This window comes from Streptomyces sp. NPDC050842, from assembly GCF_044456565.1.
In the GTDB taxonomy this organism is placed as follows: Bacteria; Actinomycetota; Actinomycetes; order Streptomycetales; family Streptomycetaceae; genus Streptomyces.
The window spans coordinates 1-15,829 of record NZ_JBITGA010000020.1 but is presented as its reverse complement, the minus strand read 5'-3'; the positions used below and the strand labels follow the sequence as shown (position 1 = coordinate 15,829).

The 15,829-nt window shown below is 68.9% G+C and carries 16 protein-coding genes; 9 read left to right on the top strand and 7 right to left on the bottom strand.

Annotation, left to right across the window (positions count from 1 at the left end):
- Positions 1-808 precede the first annotated feature (808 nt).
- Entirely contained in the window at positions 809-1,204 is a 396-nt protein-coding gene (locus ACIBG6_RS38505; RefSeq protein WP_399227424.1) for a hypothetical protein, read from the bottom strand.
- A gap of 203 nt (positions 1,205-1,407) precedes the next feature.
- Between ACIBG6_RS38505 and ACIBG6_RS38500 the strand changes: the two genes are divergently transcribed.
- The 6 genes from ACIBG6_RS38500 to ACIBG6_RS38475 all read left to right on the top strand — a co-directional run bounded on the left by ACIBG6_RS38500 (position 1,408) and on the right by ACIBG6_RS38475 (position 8,358).
- Positions 1,408-2,055 carry a class I SAM-dependent methyltransferase gene (locus ACIBG6_RS38500; protein ID WP_399227423.1) on the top strand — a complete coding sequence of 216 codons (648 nt, stop codon included), beginning with the start codon at positions 1,408-1,410 and terminating at the stop codon, positions 2,053-2,055.
- A gap of 574 nt (positions 2,056-2,629) precedes the next feature.
- Positions 2,630-2,827 carry a hypothetical protein gene (locus ACIBG6_RS38495; protein WP_399227421.1) on the top strand — a complete coding sequence of 66 codons (198 nt, stop codon included), beginning with the start codon at positions 2,630-2,632 and terminating at the stop codon, positions 2,825-2,827.
- A 357-nt stretch (positions 2,828-3,184) separates the two neighbouring features.
- Positions 3,185-5,236, top strand: a complete 2,052-nt coding sequence (locus ACIBG6_RS38490; protein WP_399227420.1) for an MMPL family transporter — start codon at positions 3,185-3,187, stop codon at positions 5,234-5,236.
- 64 nt (positions 5,237-5,300) lie between these two features.
- Positions 5,301-6,557, top strand: a complete 1,257-nt coding sequence (locus ACIBG6_RS38485) for a sensor histidine kinase (protein ID WP_399227419.1) — start codon at positions 5,301-5,303, stop codon at positions 6,555-6,557.
- Positions 6,554-7,210 (top strand): response regulator, encoded by a 657-nt coding sequence (locus ACIBG6_RS38480; RefSeq protein ID WP_399227418.1) that lies wholly within the window; start codon positions 6,554-6,556, stop codon positions 7,208-7,210. Before ACIBG6_RS38485 ends, ACIBG6_RS38480 begins: the two co-directional genes overlap by 4 nt.
- 275 nt (positions 7,211-7,485) lie before the next feature.
- Positions 7,486-8,358, top strand: a complete 873-nt coding sequence (locus ACIBG6_RS38475) for a BTAD domain-containing putative transcriptional regulator (RefSeq protein ID WP_399227417.1) — start codon at positions 7,486-7,488, stop codon at positions 8,356-8,358.
- Here the strand turns inward: ACIBG6_RS38475 and ACIBG6_RS38470 are convergent.
- The 3 genes from ACIBG6_RS38470 to ACIBG6_RS38460 form a co-directional block, all read right to left on the bottom strand.
- Positions 8,295-8,969 (bottom strand): ScbR family autoregulator-binding transcription factor, encoded by a 675-nt coding sequence (locus ACIBG6_RS38470; RefSeq protein WP_399227416.1) that lies wholly within the window; start codon positions 8,967-8,969, stop codon positions 8,295-8,297. The genes ACIBG6_RS38475 and ACIBG6_RS38470 overlap by 64 nt on opposite strands.
- Before the next feature lie 166 nt (positions 8,970-9,135).
- On the bottom strand, positions 9,136-9,627 hold the full coding sequence (locus ACIBG6_RS38465; RefSeq protein WP_399227415.1) for a pyridoxamine 5'-phosphate oxidase family protein: 492 nt from the start codon (positions 9,625-9,627) through the stop codon (positions 9,136-9,138).
- A gap of 68 nt (positions 9,628-9,695) precedes the next feature.
- Entirely contained in the window at positions 9,696-11,138 is a 1,443-nt protein-coding gene (locus ACIBG6_RS38460; RefSeq protein WP_399227459.1) for an MFS transporter, read from the bottom strand.
- Positions 11,139-11,617: 479 nt separating this feature from the next.
- On the opposite strand from ACIBG6_RS38460, the gene ACIBG6_RS38455 reads away from it, so the two are divergent.
- Entirely contained in the window at positions 11,618-12,025 is a 408-nt protein-coding gene (locus ACIBG6_RS38455; protein WP_399227414.1) for a YciI family protein, read from the top strand.
- An 8-nt stretch (positions 12,026-12,033) separates the two neighbouring features.
- Positions 12,034-13,248, top strand: a complete 1,215-nt coding sequence (locus ACIBG6_RS38450) for an RNA polymerase sigma factor (RefSeq protein WP_399227458.1) — start codon at positions 12,034-12,036, stop codon at positions 13,246-13,248.
- A gap of 18 nt (positions 13,249-13,266) precedes the next feature.
- Here the strand turns inward: ACIBG6_RS38450 and ACIBG6_RS38445 are convergent, their stop codons facing one another.
- A complete protein-coding gene (locus ACIBG6_RS38445; RefSeq protein ID WP_399227413.1) occupies positions 13,267-13,593 on the bottom strand; it encodes a hypothetical protein in 327 nt (108 codons plus the stop codon).
- Positions 13,571-14,173 (bottom strand): hypothetical protein, encoded by a 603-nt coding sequence (locus ACIBG6_RS38440; RefSeq protein ID WP_399227412.1) that lies wholly within the window; start codon positions 14,171-14,173, stop codon positions 13,571-13,573. Before ACIBG6_RS38440 ends, ACIBG6_RS38445 begins: the two co-directional genes overlap by 23 nt.
- Before the next feature lie 104 nt (positions 14,174-14,277).
- Between ACIBG6_RS38440 and ACIBG6_RS38435 the strand changes: the two genes are divergently transcribed.
- Positions 14,278-15,158 (top strand): IS5 family transposase gene (locus ACIBG6_RS38435; protein ID WP_399227457.1). Its coding sequence is split into 2 segments (ribosomal slippage): positions 14,278-14,638 and positions 14,638-15,158, totalling 882 coding nucleotides; the frame shifts between segments, so codons are not numbered across the junction.
- Between the two features lie 22 nt (positions 15,159-15,180).
- Here the strand turns inward: ACIBG6_RS38435 and ACIBG6_RS38430 are convergent.
- Entirely contained in the window at positions 15,181-15,621 is a 441-nt protein-coding gene (locus ACIBG6_RS38430) for a phage tail protein (protein WP_399227410.1), read from the bottom strand.
- Positions 15,622-15,829 lie beyond the last annotated feature (208 nt).

The window sequence follows — 15,829 nt, the reverse complement described above, 5'->3', positions numbered from 1 at the left end:
GAATCAGCGCCCGGGTTGGCACCCACCCAAGGGTGGTCACGGAACGTCACATCCTCAACTGACCGTACGCGGGGAGATCCTCGTGGCCGCTGTCAAAGTAGCCCTCTCCACGCCGACCGCCCGGCGGATATCAATACTGCCGGCCGCTGCCTCGGCCATCGAGATACCTGATCAGTTTCGCCTCGCTGCGAAGCAGTCGATCGCGCTCGTCCGCAGGGAGGGACGCCAGTGCGTCGACGAGGACACGTGCTCGGGGAACGTGAACCATCGCACCGGAGTAGATCCGGCATCCGGAGCACCAGGCCAAGCCGACGCACCGCTCGAACAACGAGGACTCAGGCGGATGGACACGGAACCGGTAGGAGCAGACCTCGGTTTCACAAGCGGCGCAGATTCGGCGGTCACCGTCCCTGACCGTGTCCCAGGTCGTGACCTTGACCCAGTGCTGCCGCCCGTCCGGTGCTCTTCAAGTCGTCATGCGCAGCATTTTCTCTCATCGCCCCCCTGCGACATCAGGCCGCCCCGAGCGAGCCCCAGGGCTGGAACAGCTGAGACCGGAAACCGCGGCCACCTCGGGCCGGAACAATCGTCGCGGCGACCATGAAGTGGGGGTGACTCAGACCGGAAACGTGGGGCCAATTCGAACCGTTAACGCCACAGCAGACCCCCGTGCTCGCGACCGGGCCCGCATTCGAGTTCTGACCCCATGCGCGCGCCCGCTGATGAGCCGTCCGGTCCGTGCAGCGCAGTAGCGTGCCTCTCCTGACGCCAGGCCGGGGAATGGGCTACGCAGGCCCACTCCCCCGGCTCAACACGCCGAGCCTGACGGCACGACCACTACCTGGACGTCGTCCTCGTAGATGATCCGGCCCGGAGCTGAAGACTCGACCCGCTCGCATTCGACGCCGTGAGCGGCGAGAAGGTCCAGGTATCCAGCCACTCCGTCGATGAGATGTACGGCTGTGGTTTTGAACCAGGCGACAGCACCTGGGTGCAGCTCGTGGTCATAGACATGGGGGTCCGTGTTCGACGGGTTGGGGTAGTTGGCGTCGTACCAGTCGTTGCTCGCCCGCCAGAACCGGTACTCCTCCTCGGAGAGCCGGCCTTCGCGCGCCAGACCATTGGCCAATGCGAAGATGCCCGGGAAGATCCCCCGTGGACTGCGGGTCCTTCCCTGGTACCTCACGAACAATGCCTCGTCCACGAGGACTACCTCCATCCGTTGTTGCCGCTACCCCCGCATACCCAACGCCAGGCGGAACAGGAGCACAAGCCCGGCCCGGGTCCGGGCTCGTGAGGGCGTCCTCGCCAGCGGGGTGAGGATAGGGATGTAGTCAGCACTTGTCCTTGGGATGGCCTGTCGCCCTTGTTCCCTTCGTCTCGGGGGCAGGAACTACTGTCGTGAGCATGGTCGAACACGATGCCTTCAGTGCCGCCCGCGAGGCCTACGACACTGCTGCGCCTCTCTATGCGCAGTTGTTCCGCGACACGTTGCGTGACAGGCCCCTGGACCGCGCGATCTTGGGTGCCTTCGCCGAGGTCGTCAGCGCGAGTGGAGACGGTCAGGTCGCGGACCTGGGATGTGGGCCCGGCCATATCACCGCTCATCTGGACGAGCTGGGGCTGGAGGCGTTCGGTGTCGACGCCTCTCCCGCAATGATCGAGCTGGCTCGACAGGCCTATCCGGGGCTGCGGTTCGACGTGGGCTCCATGGCGGAGTTGGACGTCGCTGATGGCGTGTTGGGCGGCGTACTCTCCCGTTGGTCCGTCATCCATACTCCGCCACTGGAGCTTCCGGTCATCTTGGCGGAATTCCATCGCGTGCTGGCACCTGGCGGCCACCTCTTGATCTGCTTTTCGGCGAGCGACGGCTCTTCTCACCCGACACAGGTCTTCGATCACACGGTCGCTCCGGCCTATCGGTGGTGGCCTGACCACCTTGCCGCACTGCTGCGCAAATGCGGCTTGGGCGAGGTGGCCCGGATGGTTTGCGAGCCTGAGCCCACGGACCGACGGCAGTTCCAGGAGATCCAGCTACTCGCCCGCAAGGACTGAGCCTTGTCCGGCGCGTGATCTTGGGGGGCGCCGGCTTACGCGTTGCCGCGTCATCCGAGGAGGGTGCGTGGTGCGGGCGGGCGGGCGATGGCGAGCATGGCGCGGTGGACGCTGCCTGGTCGGTGAGGCGGCAGCCACGGATGAGCCTCCAACCTCTTTGGCGGTGCTGCGCCGTCTGGAAGCGCGACGGGCGATCGTGCCTGAGCTCCTCCGTAGGGGTGTTTGGTTCGGCTCCTAAGCTGGGGCGCTATGGAGAACCAGCTCACCCACGAGGCCAGTGCCTTCATCAATTCTCGGGACTATAAGTTCCAGGATTCGAGCTCGCATGGCTTCAGGTGGGTTGACATCAAACATCTGCGGCTCCCTGCGGAGTCCGTCGGGGGCTCGGGAGCTACTCACGGCGCTCATCGGGCATGAACAGTTTCGGGACGACTATGCGGGCGGTGGAGTCCTGCCGGAGGGGCCCAGGCACGGCCCGTACTGGCTGAGGCTGGTTACCCCAGACGTCTACGCAACCGTCAGCCGGGAGAAGAGCGCGCATGTCCTCCGGGGGTGGGCGAACCAGTGGGGGGACGTGCCCGCCGAGCTGGAGGCGGATCTGCGGCAGGAGGTGTTCGACCGCTTGTCGTCGGCCAACCACATCTCCTACCTGAGCGGGCTCGGGGACGAAGCCATCCATGACTGGGGCCGTGTGCACGAGTACTTCCACGATTTCGTGCTCATCGACCACTCTGCTGGACGGATCACGCTCCTCGTCGCAGCCGACGACTGAGTCGATCGATCGACACAGCCACTGTGGACGGCGCCTACAGGTCAGGGCGGAGCCGCGGCTGAAGGGTGGCCAGGACCGTGTTCCGCCTCGGCAGAGCGGCGCTCGGCGGGGCGGCGCCGTCGCCCGAGCACGCGGGGCGGCCGGCGGCGAGCCTCGGCGGCATGCTGACGAGCTTCTGCGTGGGTGGCGGACACGGGGGTGTGGGTGTGACGGTGCGGTTCGTACTTCCCCGGGAGTAGTCGGCTTAGTGTGCCGACCCTCGTAGTAGTCCTCAACTCGGCCTTCGGTGCGACGAATCCTCCCTCAGCGAGCGGGAATCTGGGATCGACCTGTTGAGGATCTATGGAGGGAGACCCGATGGAAGGGCGCAAGAGAATCGTCGGATGGGGGGTGTTGGCGTTGTGGGTGATCGTGATCGCTCTCGCCGCGCCCCTCGCGAGCAAACTCGGTGACGTACAGCGCGACCGGGCCGTCGACTACCTGCCCGCGAGTGCCGACTCGACCCAGGTCGCGAAGATCACCGAGCAGATGCCGGGCGGGGAGTCCACCGACCTCGTCCTCGTCTATCACCGCGAGGGTGGGCTCACCGCTGCCGACCGGGCGAGTGCCGCTCGGGAGGTGGAGGCGGTCGCTGCCGAGTACCCGCTCACTTCGGTTCCGCGTCCGGTTCCTTCCGAGGACGGGACGACCCTTCTGTACGCGGTGTCCAGTACCGAGCCCGGGACGGACGAGGTGGCCAGGGACGCCTTCGTCCACGACGTCCGCGAGAGAGTGAGCGGCGAGGTCGGCGGGTCCGGTGCCCTGGCCACGGACGCGAGCGAGGTGTACGGCTCTCTCGACGGGCCGTTGCTCTACACGACCGTCGCCGTCGTCGCGATCCTGCTGATCGTCATCTACCGCAGTCCGTTCCTCTGGCTCGTGCCTCTGACCGTCGCCGGGGTCGCCGACTATCTGTCGATGGCCGTCACCTACGCCCTGCACCAGGGCTTCGACATCAGCGTCTCCGGCCAGAGCACCGGTGTGATGACGATCCTCGTCTTCGGTGCGGGAACCGACTACGCGCTGCTGCTGGTGTCCCGGTACCGCGAGGAACTGCGCCGGATACCCCGCCCGTACGACGCCATGGTCGCCGCCCTGCGGGGCTGCGGGCCCGCCGTCCTCGCGTCGTCGGGGACCGTGGCGCTGGGCATGCTCTGCCTGCTTGCCGCCGACATGAACAGCAGCCGGGGCATGGGGCCCACGGCGGCCGTGGGTGTGCTGTGCGCGCTCGTCGCGATGCTGACGCTGCTTCCGGCCTTGCTCGTCGTACTCGGGCGACGGGTGTTCTGGCCGCTGATCCCCGCGTACGGGAGCCCACCGAAGGCCGCGCGCCGTTCACTGTTCGCCGCCATGGGCTCCTCCGCCGGACGGCGTCCCCTCGCCGTCCTGCTCACCGGTGCCGCCGCTCTGGCGGCCCTGGCCCTCGGTGTGCTGAACCTGCCCGGGGCCATCAAGCAGGAGGACTCCTTCAGCTCCACCCCGGAGGCCGTCACGGCGATGAAGACGCTGGCCGCCGCGTATCCGCAGATGGGCACCCAGCCCATCACCGTCGTCGCTCGCGAGGCGGCTTCCGTCGGGGTGCTGGAGCGTGTCCGCGCGGCCGAGGGGGTCGCCCGGGTCGACATCGCCCGCAGCGGCGGCGGGTGGAGCGAGATCTCAGTCGTCGCGTCGCATGCGCCGCAGTCCGCGGGCGAGACCGCCACGATCAGGGAGCTGCGTTCGGCACTCGGCGAGGGCGTGTACGTCGGCGGGCCGAGCGCCGAGCAGCTCGACATGGCCGACACCAGTACCAGCGACCAAAGGATCGTCGTACCGCTCGTTCTCGTCGTGGTGTTGATCGTGCTCGTCGTGCTGCTGCGCAGTCTCGTCGCGCCGCTGATCCTGGTCGCCGCGGTCGTCGCGGTCTGGGGCGCGGCCCTCGGCATCGGCGGTCTCGTCTTCGAGGGGTTCTTCGGCTTCGAGGGCACTGATCCGGGGTTGGCACTGCTCTCCTTCGTCTTCCTCGTCGCCCTCGGCGTCGACTACGGCATCTTCCTGATGCATCGGATGCGCGAGGAGTGCCTCAACGGGCTGGAGCCGGGGCCCGCTGCCTTGGCCGCGCTGCGCTCGACCGGCGGGGTGATCGCCTCGGCGGGGCTCGTGCTCGCCGCCACGTTCGCGGTTCTCATCAACATGCCGATGGTGCAACTGGCCGAGCTCGGCTTCGTCATCGCGGTCGGAGTCCTCCTCGACACCTTCCTGGTCCGTACGTATCTCGTGACCAGTGCGAGCGTGCTCCTCGGCCGTAGGGTGTGGTGGCCGGGTCCGTTGGCCAAGAAGCCCTCGTCAACGGCCGGTTCAGAGTCCGAGCGGCTGCCCGTAAGGGTCTGATCAGGGGCGGGTGGGGGCTCCCCCGGACTGCCAGGAGCCCCCGCCCGCTGGGAGGATGGACATCATGGACTTCGCAGCGGCTTTCACCCGTGAACCGCAGGCCGCACCGCATCCGGTGCGGCGTGACGCGACGGCCGCCGCGGTCTTCGCGGTGCTCGCCGGAGTGCTCGCGCTCACGGTCGACGACGGCCGTCGGCCGGACCTCCTCGGCTGGGCGCTGCTGCTCGCCGCGCACGTCCCGTTGGCCTGGCGGCGCAAGGCACCCATGCCGGTGCTCCTTGCCGTGGTGGCCTGCGTCGCCCCATACCACGCACTCGACTACATGCACCTGGCGCCGATACCGGCCTCCATGACCGCCTTGTACACGGTCGCGGCGACCGGTCGGCCCCAGCGGACAGTGCTCGTGGGACTCATCGTCACCTCCGTCACGCTCAGCATCCAGCTCCTCGTCAACCCGCACGAAATGGTGGAGCTGCTCAGAGTCTCGGGCTGGGTGATCGCGATGCTCGTCTTCGGTGCGAGCATCCGGCTCTACCGGCAGCTGGTGGCCGGTGTGATGGAGCGGGCCGAGCGGGAAGCGGAGCGGAAGGTCGTCGAGGAGCGGCTGCGGATAGCGAGAGACCTCCACGACCTCCTCGCCCACTCCATCACCCTCATCGGTGTGCAGACGTCCGTCGCCGCGCACGTACTGGTGGCCACACCGGACCGGCTCGACCGGGAGGCGCTCGTCCGGGCGCTCGACGAGATCGCCGAAACCTGCCGGGACGCCCGCGCCGAAGTCCGTACGACGCTGGACGTCCTGCGGGCCGCCCCGGAGGGCCCGTTGCCGGACCTGGCCTCGCTGCCCGACCTCGTACGGACCTCGGGCGCCGATCTGACGGTACGGACGGGGACGGCGAAGGTTCCCGCGGCGGTCGGCGCGGCGGCCTACCGGATCGTGCAGGAGTCACTGACCAACGCCGTACGGCACGCGGGACGGGGAGCGGGCGTGCGGGTCGATGTCGGGCTCGTGGAAGAGGTGTTGACCGTGAGAGTGACCGATGGCGGTGTCGGCGGAGGGGGTGGGGCCGGCCGCCGCTTGGACGCCGTCGGTGATCCTGATGGTGATGGCGGGTTGGATGGTCTCGGTGGCGTCGGCGGTCTCCGTGGTGTGGGTGGCGTTCATGGGTCCGGGCGAGTGGAGGGGGCGGGGTACGGGATCCTCGGGATGCGGGAGCGGGCCAGGAGCGTGGGCGGCACCCTGAGTGCGGGCCCGCGCGAGGGTGGGGGTTTCGAGGTGTCGGCGCGGCTGCCGCTCACTGTGGGGAAGGTGGCGGTGTGATCCGGGTCCTGCTGGCGGACGACCAGAACCTCGTACGGGCGTCGTTCGCGATGCTCGTCGAGTCGGCGCCGGACATGGAGGTCGTGGGGCAGGCGGCCAACGGCAAGGAGGCGGTGGAGCTGGCGCGTTCGGCGCGGGCCGACGTGGTGGTGATGGACGTCCGGATGCCCGAGCTCGACGGCATCAGTGCGACCCGGCTCATCGCCGCCGACGAGGACCTGGCCGGGGTGAGGGTGCTGGTCCTGACGACGTACGACACGGACGAGCACGTCATGGAGGCGCTGCGGGCGGGCGCGTCGGGCTTCGCGGTCAAGGACATCCGCCCGGCCGAACTCCTCGCCGCGATCCGTACGGTCGCGGCCGGCGAGGCTCTTCTGTCGCCGGGCCCGACATCCCGGCTGATCGCCCGGGCCCTGGCGCTCCCCCAGGCCCCGGTCATAGGCGGACCTGAGGGCCTGACGGACCGTGAACGCGAGGTCCTGACCCTGGTGGGTCGGGGCCTGAACAATACGGAGATCGCTGAAGCCCTGGGGCTCTCACCCCTCACAGCGAAGACGCATGTCAGCCGGATCATGGGAAAGCTGGCAGCGCGGGACCGCGCTCAACTGGTCATCGTCGCCTACGAGTCGGGGCTGGTGACCCCTGCTCGCTGAGCGCGGGCGGCGATCGGTCCGCCTGGGCGGCATGTCGCACGGTCCCCCGTGTTCGCTTCGCGGCGGAGCGCCAGGCATGGGGGCTTCTCCTCTCGGAGGCGTGCCTTAAGGGGCCCCACAATAAACCGCGCATGTGGTTTGATTTGCATGCCTCGTCGCGGGCTCCTCCCCCGGCTCGGCGTCCCTCCGGCGCGCCATGGGTACAACCGGGTGCCGGTGAGTCCTGTGGCCAACGCCGAACCGCCCTGGCCGTTCGCCCTGAAGGAGAGTGCGCCGTGCGATTCAACCTCATCGGACCGTTTCAGATCGTCGGCGGCGACGGCGGGATTCTTCCGGCCGGCAGCCCCAAGGTCTCCCAGGTCCTGGCCGTGCTCCTCGCCCATGCCAACGCCCCCGTCACACCGGACACCCTCATCCGGGAACTCTGGCAGCACGGCCCGCCGCGCTCGGCCCTCAACACCGTGCAGACCTACGTGCACCACGCACGCCGGCTGCTCGCCTTACCGGACGCCCGCCCGGACGCCGCCTCGGATGGTGGCCGCCCGGTGCTGAGCACGCAGTTCGGCGGGTACACGATGCACGTCGACGCGACGACCGTCGATATCAAGGTCTTCGAGCAGCTGGTCGCCCGTGGGAAGGAGGAGTTCCTGGCGGGCCGGTACGAGGCCGCGGCCGGCGCGGTCGGCACCGCACTCGGCCTGTGGCGCGGCCCCGTGCTCTCCAACGTGCCGACGGGCAGTGTCCTCGCCGGCCGGATCGTCCATCTGGAGGAGTTGAGGATCAGGGCACTGGAACTGCGGATCGAGGCCGCACACCTGCTCGGGCGACTGCGTGAACTCATCCCCGAGCTGCGCACGCTCGTGTACGACTACCCGCTCAACGAGTGGTTTCACGGCCAGTTGATCGCCGCCCTGCATGAGGCCGGGCGGCGCGCCGAGGCACTGGACGCCTACCGGAGCGTCCGGCGCCTGCTGCGGGATGAGCTGGGGCTCGAACCGTCGCCCGATGTCCAGCGGTTGCACGAGCGGGTGCTCAGTCCTCTTCGGAGCCCGTCGGAGCGGGGCGGTTCCACGGCTCCCCTGACTCAGTGGGTGATACCGGCGCCGGACCCTGCCGTCTCGGCACGCCAGGCCGGCATGTCGTCGTAGAGGCGGGCGGCGCGAGCGGCCGAGACGTCCAGGCGAGGCAGGACGGTGGGGGTCGCGACGCCCGCCAGGAGGAGCCGGACGAGCAGGGAGATCTCGCCCGGCAGGTCGTACGTGCCGGGGAGGCCTTCAGTCACCACGCGGACCCCGGTCCAGGTGGACACCATCATGCGGGCGATCTCTTCCTCGTCGGTGTGCGCGAGCACCTCCCCCCGCGCCTTGGCGTCCCTGAGGAAGCCGGCCAGCAGCTCGGTCCACTCGGGCCAGGCGGTGCCGAACTGGCGGCGCGACTGGGGGTCGACCGCCATCCGCAGGGCCGCGCTGAGCATCGGCTCACGGGGCAGCCGGTAGGCCAGCAGCAGGAGGGTGTCGACCATCTCCTGCAGCTTGAGGGCGTGCGGGCGGACGCCGTCGGTGGTCACGGCGGCGGCCAGGACCCCGCGCGCCAGGTCACCCTTGGACGGGAAGTGGAAGTACAAGGCCCCCTTGGTCACTTCGGCCCGCTCCAGGACCTCGGCGATGGTCGCCGCCTCGTAGCCACGCTCGTCGAAGATCGCCGCGGCGGCCTCCAGGATGATCTTCCGGGTACGGATCGCCCGCTCCTGCTGCGCCACAGCCACCCCTCGCTCTCGCGTTCTTCATCACGATCGAAATAGACCGCTTGCGCGGTATCTTATCTTGTGGTGGCAGCCCGGCCCCCTCGCTCCCGGCCCGATCCAGCGGCTCAACGCCGCCGGTATCGCCCTGGGGAAGGGGCCGTTCAGCCGTCCACGCCGGGAGTCAGCGGCGGTCACCGTCGGTCCAGATGCGGCTCTTGAGGTCCGAACCGCGGAGCACCTGCACCCGCCAGGGATCGATGCGCAGGACGTGGTAGCCGGGGTCCTCGGGGCCGCCGCGCCAGAAGCCGATCGGGTCGTAACCGACGCCCGCAGGACTTCCCTTGCGGTACAGGTCCCAGGCGTACTGCCGGGATTCCGGGTCCGTGGCCCAGGTGGAGACGCTGTCGATGAACACCGCGTTCTGGCGGGGGTTCCAGTACGAGTACGTCGTATGCGGGTTGTGGGCCAGATGAGCAGCCTTCACGGGGGTCTTGTACGCCGCCAGCCAGCCGACCGGCTTCCCGTCGACCATTTCCCAGACGGGCAGCAGCACACGAGCCCTGGGGCGGGATTTCTTGTCCACCGTGATCATGGTGCAGTAGACGATGTCCTGGATGTAGGCGAAGAATTTGTCCTCGATTTCCGAGAAGGATTCCACGGTGGCTGCAGGCATTTCGATTCCTCTCGGCAGGTGTTCCGTGACGGCAGGGGGCGGAGCTGTTCGTGGGCGCCGGGCGGGAACTACCTCGCCGCCTCGACGGGCACGGCCTTGTCGGGGGCCGCGGCGGGTACGGGGCCGGTGTCGCCGTCCCCTGTCCCGGCCCCGGATCGGGTGCGCAGGCCGAAGGCGCTGATGACGGCGGCGACGAGGGCGGCGAGCAGCGGCACGACCAGGGCGGCGCGGTAGCCGTCGAGGAGAGCCGCAGGGGACGTGCCGTCCGTCGCGGCGATGTTCACGGTGGCGACGAACGACAGGCCGAGGGCGGCGCCGAACTGGAAGGACGTGTACAGCAGGCCGCCCGCCACGCCCTGCTCCTCCTCCGCGACACCGTCGGTGGCGAGGATGGTGAGTGGCCCGTACGCCAGGGAGAAGGCGAGGCCCAGGATGATCAGGCTCGGGAACATCGCCAGGTACGTCCAGTCCGCGCCGACCGGCAGGAACAGGGCGTACGACAGTGCCGCGAGGAGCAGGCCGCCGAAGATCACCCGGGCGTTGCCGAACCTCGCCACGAGCCGGGGAGTCAGCGTCGGAGACAGGATCGCGTCCACGCCGATGACGATGAGAGCGAAACTGGTCTGCAGGGTCGACCAGCCACGCAGCTCCTGCAGGTAGAGCACGGCGATGAACTGGAAGCCGAAGAAGCCCGCGGCGAAGAGCATGCCGGCCAGGTTCGCGCGGACCAGCGAGCCGCTGCGGAAGATCCCCAGGCGTACCAGCGGCGAGGCCGATCTGCGCTCGATCGCGATGAACACGCCGAACAGGACCAGGCCCGCCCCGATCGTGGCCGCCGTCACGGCCGCGGAGGCGTGCGCGGCACGCTCGACACCGAAGACGAGCAGCAGGATCGCGCCGGTGACGCTGAGCGCGCCGGCCAGGTCCACACCCTGACCCTCACGGTCCGGGCGGGGCGACTTCGGGATGAGGACGAGCGCCGCGACGAGGATGAGGAGCGTGAGGATGACCGGGGCGAAGAACACCCAGCGCCAGTTCACAGCTGCCAGCAGACCGCCGACCACCAGGCCGATGGAGAAGCCGCCGGCTGCCGTGCCGGAGTAGACCAGGAGGGCCTTGTTGCGCTGCGGGCCCTCCTCGAAGCCCGTGGTGATGATGGACAGGCCCGCCGGCGTCATGAAGGCGGCCGCGACACCTGTCACGAAGCGGGCGACGATGAGCATCCAGCCCTCCGTGGCGAATCCGCCCAGACCGGAGAAGAGCAGGAAGACCACGAGCCAGAACACGAACATCCGGCGGCGCCCGAACAGGTCGGCGGCCCGGCCGCCCAGCAGCATGAACCCGCCGTAGCCGAGCACGTAGGCACTCATCACCCACTGGAGCATGCCCGTGGACATCTCCAGGTCCTCGCGGATCGAGGGCAGCGCCACGTTGAGCATGGCCACGTCGATGCCTTCGAGGAAGATCGCGCCACAGAGCACGAACAGCACGCCCCACGCGCGCCCGCTCATGCGGCCGGTGCCGCTGTCCGAAGGTGATTGCAGTGTGGACACAGAAATCTCTCCTTGTAGGTTCAGGAATATTCCGAGGGAACCGCCCGCATTCTGGCCGCGGGCGATTGGAGTTCCCTTGACGTGCGCGTGAGAAGGGGAAGGGCGGAAGTCGGGACCGGCCGGTCGGCCGTCGAACAAGGAGCCCGTTAGGGGTCTCTTCTGCCGCCACTGGAATCATGCGGTGGTGGTGGGAAGGACGGAAGAACGCACTTTGAAGTCACCAAGGCACCCCACGGGTACCGAGCTCGACGAGGGGACCCGATGACGAGATCCGCCGGCCGTTGCTGTCACGGTGACGGCCCCGGCGCGGGCCCCTCGCCCAGGGCCAGGGGATGATCCGAAAAAAGTTCGGCCGACGATGTCGAGAAGCCGTGGCCTGCTCCGTCCCCGTAGTGAACGCGGCCAGAATGGCCCGCACCAGACCGAGGAGAGACACCATGGCGAAGTACCTGCTGCTGAAGCACTACCGCGGCGCCCCGGCCGCCTCCAACGACGTGCCCATGGACCAGTGGACACCGCAGGAGATCTCGGACCACATGCAGTACATGCACGACTTCGCGGCCCGGCTGGAGAAGACCGGCGAGTTCATCGACGGCCAGGCGCTCGCACCCGAAGGCGCCTGGGTCCGCTACGACGGCGAGGGCCGCCCGCCCGTCACCGACGGCCCGTTCGCCGAGACCAAGGACCTGATCGCCGGCTGGATGGTGATCGACGTCGACAGCTACGAGCGCGCCGTCGAACTCGCCGGGGAACTCTCCGCCGCCCCCGGAGCGGGCGGAAAGCCCATCCACGAATGGCTGGAAGTACGCCCGTTCCTGACCGCGCCGCCCACCATCACCGAGTGACCTCACCCATGAACGACGCTCTGCTGCGCACGCTCACGCCGAGCGTCCTCACCGTCCTCGTCCGCCGCGGAGCCGACTTCGCGGCGGCCGAGGACGCCGTGCAGGACGCCCTCGTCGAAGCCGTACGCCTCTGGCCGGACGACCCGCCGCGCGACCCCAAGGGCTGGCTGGTCACCGTGGCCTGGCGCAAGTTCCTGGACTCGACCCGGGCCGACACCGCCCGACGCCGGCGTGAGGACCGCCTCGACCAGGAACCGTCACCCGGACCCACGGCCCCGGCGGACGACACGCTCCAGCTCTACTTCCTGTGCGCCCATCCCTCCCTGACGCCCTCGTCCGCGGTCGCGCTCACCCTGCGCGCCGTCGGCGGGCTCACCACCCGCCAGATCGCCCAGGCCTACCTCGTCCCCGAAGCGACCATGGCCCAACGCATCAGCCGGGCCAAACGCACCGTCTCCGGCGTCCGCTTCGACCAGCCCGGCGACGTCGCCACCGTGCTGCGCGTCCTCTACTTGGTCTTCAACGAGGGTTACTCCGGCGACATCGACCTCGCCGCCGAAGCCATCCGGCTCACCCGGCAGCTCACCGCCGCGATCGACCACCCGGAAGCCGCGGGGCTGCTCGCCCTCATGCTCCTCCACCACGCCCGGCGCGCCACCCGGACGACGCCCGACGGCACCCTGGTCCCCCTCGCCGAGCAGGACCGCGGCCGGTGGGACACCGCCGCGATCACCGAGGGCGTCACGATCCTGCAGGCGGCGCTCGCCCGTGACCGGCTGGGCGAGTTCCAGGCTCAGGCCGCCATCGCCGCACTGCACGCCGACGCGCCCACCGCCGGAGAGACGGACTGGGTGCAGATCGTCGAGTGGTACGACGAACTCGTCCGGCTCACCGGCAGCCCCGTCGCACGCCTCAACCGCGCGGTGGCGATCGGCGAAGCCGACGGACCACGAGCCGGCCTCGCCTCGCTCGCCGCCCTCGACGACACGCTCCCCCGCCACACCGCCGTAGCGGCCTACCTCCACGAACGCGACGGCGACCTGACGACCGCGGCGCGGCTCTATGCCACGGCCGCCCAGAAGGCACCCAATCTCGCCGAGCGCGACCACCTCACACGTCAAGCCGCCCGGCTCAACACACACCGGCATCCGCACCCGAACCCAAACCTGAAGCCGAACCCGGCCCCGGACCCTGGCCCGGACGACGAGGCCTTGTCCGGCTGAAACACACCATCGACCTTTTCAGACGTGGTCCACGCTGCAGACGATGTCGGCCGAGAAGCTGAGCTCGCCGCCGGTGAGGGTGAGGTGTCGGCTCACGAGCGTGACCGTCTCGTCGCTGACCCCTTCGCGCCCATCGCCGACCGGGAACGCGAGGGGCGTGCCGGGGCCCGTAGCGCCGCCGAACGATCCGGGGGTGACTTCCTCGTCGTCGGCGTCCGGCGGGAAGGTGCCGGAGTCGTCTTCGACGCCGGCCACCCAGACTCCCATCCTCTGAGCCGCGTTCGGTGGCGAGATCGTGAGGTCGGCGGCCCCGGCTGCGATGTCAAGCGGCTCGGTCGGCGTCATCGGATCCCATGTGATGGCGGGAGCCGTCACCTTCGTGGCCCCGGCGGAGAGGCCGAAGGTGAAGGGTGCCGGTACCGGAACCCCAGTCGTCGCTGGTGTCGTGGCAGTGCAGCTTCGCCAGTCGGGCGCGCACGGCACGGTTCTTGGTCGTGAATGGCTCCGGCGGTGTGGCGCCCACCAGACCGGTGGTGTTCCAGGCGATGTCGTATCTCCCCTGCTCGTTCCAGACCAGAAGGCTGAACCAGAACTCCTGGTTGGTCCGCAGGGCGATGTGACCGTCGGTCTCGGGCGCGAGGAGCTCGTCGACCATCGACAGCCTGTGCACGATCGTCGGCAGGGTCGTGACCGCGCCGGCGATCACGCTCGGCGTGGGGAAGAACGGGTGCTTGAGGGCGTCCAGTTGGGGCGGACTGTCGAACACCTGGACCCGGGCCAGGGCCGGCACCTGGGTGATGAAGGCCACGGACACGAACGTTCCGCCGGGAGTGACGAGAACCCTGGGCGTGCCGTCGCAGACCGTCAGGAAGGTGTCGGGGGCCTCGCGCCTGATGCAGGGGTAGTCGACCTTGCCGAGCAGCATCCTCCGGTCGAGGCCAGGGTTCTCGGCCAGTTCGGCGCTGCCCTGCCCTAGGCCGCGTCCGACGGATCATGTGACCATCCGGTCGGGTGTTCGTTGGTTCAGGCATGGGTCGGGGGGATCTGACGAACCATGAGTGGTCGCTGCTGGAGCCTCATCTGCCGCCATCTGGCGGACGTGGGGGCCGGTGGAGCGACCACCGCACCGTCATCAACGGGATCATCTTCCGGATCTGCACGGGAGTTCCCTGGCGTGACCTACCGGACCGATACGGTCCGTGGAAAACCGTCTACGAAAGGCATCGCCGCTGGTCGGCGGACGGAACCTGGGACGGGATCCTGCACGCCGTCCAGGCTGACGCCGATCTCGGCGGACGGATCGACTGGAGCATGGTCGGCGTGGACTCGACCTCATGCCGGGCCCACCAGCACGCAGCCGGTGCCCCGAAAGCCACACCTCGGATCCCGAAAAAAGGACGACGCCCCGACACCATCGCACCGACGAGGGGCTCGGACGGTCACGGGGCGGTCTGACCTGCAAAGTCCACCTTGCAGGGGAAGGCGGCTGCCACCCTCTCGCACTCCTGGTGACACCGGGGCAGTGGGGCGACGCCCCGCAGATGACTAACGTCCTCGAACGAATCCGGGTACCCCGGCCGAACGGCGGCCGCCCCCGGACCCGCCCGGACCGCGTCAGCGGCGACAAGGCATACAGTTCCCGCCGCAACCGCCGTTACCTGAGAAGACGCCACATCAAGCACACGATTCCCGAGCCAAGGGACCAGCGGGCCAACCGCAGACGCCGTGGCAACAAGGGCGGCCGACCCGCCAGCTTCGACAAGGAGCAGTACAAGCGCCGCAACGAAGTCGAGCGGACCATCAACCGGATCAAGAACTTCCGGGCCGTGGCAACCCGCTACGACAAGCGGGCCTACGTCTTCCACGGCACCGTCACCGTCGCCGCGATCCGGCTATGGCTGCGGACGTGATCCGCCGGACAGAAGCCGATTGCTACTCGACGGTGATGTCTTCGTAGGTGATCGTCACCTGCTCCGTCGCGGGCCCGGACTCGGAGGCTCCCAGCGACGGCCCCTCCCAACGGGACGCCCAGGCGTTGCTGAGGTGAATGCGGCGGACGGTCTGCTTCTGCGCATCCTTCAATGCGATGGTGATGTTCTGGCGGGCAGCGTCGAGGTCGGCGTTGACCAGGGTCGCCTTGATCCAGTCAGTGAACGCGGTGCTCTTGTCCATGCCACGGGTGATCGTGATCTCGCCGGTCTTGCGCGCCCCCGGCTGCTTGCGAATGAGCAATTCACCGGTCGGTGAGACCTGCCGGACCTCCACCACGTCCTGCTCCAACTGGAGTCCCGAGACGTCCTGGACGGTCTCGACCTGGAACTTGCCAAGCTCGATGGCGAAGGTGCTGCTGCTGAAGCTGTCACCGGTCAACACGATGTACGCCTCCCACTGCTCATGGCTGAATGGCCGGCGGTCACTTCCTCCGGCCCGCTTGCGTGTGCCTAACGCCATGAGCGCAAGGAGGTCACATGATCCGCCGGACAGGCCCTAGTGACCTGAGTCGGAGGTTTGGCGTTAGTTCGGCATGAGCCGTCCTGGTCCGAAGATTCCGCCGTTGTCCGTGACTGATGCCCAGCGGGCC

Coding starts and splice junctions, on each gene's coding strand:
- ACIBG6_RS38500 (WP_399227423.1), top strand. CDS start 1,408: ATGGTCGAACACGATGCCTTCAGTGCCGCCCGCGAGGCCTACGACACT.
- ACIBG6_RS38465 (WP_399227415.1), bottom strand. CDS start 9,627: ATGCCTGCAGCCACCGTGGAATCCTTCTCGGAAATCGAGGACAAATTC.
- ACIBG6_RS38460 (WP_399227459.1), bottom strand. CDS start 11,138: ATGAGCGGGCGCGCGTGGGGCGTGCTGTTCGTGCTCTGTGGCGCGATC.
- ACIBG6_RS38450 (WP_399227458.1), top strand. CDS start 12,034: ATGAACGACGCTCTGCTGCGCACGCTCACGCCGAGCGTCCTCACCGTC.
- ACIBG6_RS38490 (WP_399227420.1), top strand. CDS start 3,185: ATGGAAGGGCGCAAGAGAATCGTCGGATGGGGGGTGTTGGCGTTGTGG.
- ACIBG6_RS38455 (WP_399227414.1), top strand. CDS start 11,618: ATGGCGAAGTACCTGCTGCTGAAGCACTACCGCGGCGCCCCGGCCGCC.
- ACIBG6_RS38445 (WP_399227413.1), bottom strand. CDS start 13,593: ATGACGCCGACCGAGCCGCTTGACATCGCAGCCGGGGCCGCCGACCTC.
- ACIBG6_RS38485 (WP_399227419.1), top strand. CDS start 5,301: ATGGACTTCGCAGCGGCTTTCACCCGTGAACCGCAGGCCGCACCGCAT.
- ACIBG6_RS38440 (WP_399227412.1), bottom strand. CDS start 14,173: ATGCTGCTCGGCAAGGTCGACTACCCCTGCATCAGGCGCGAGGCCCCC.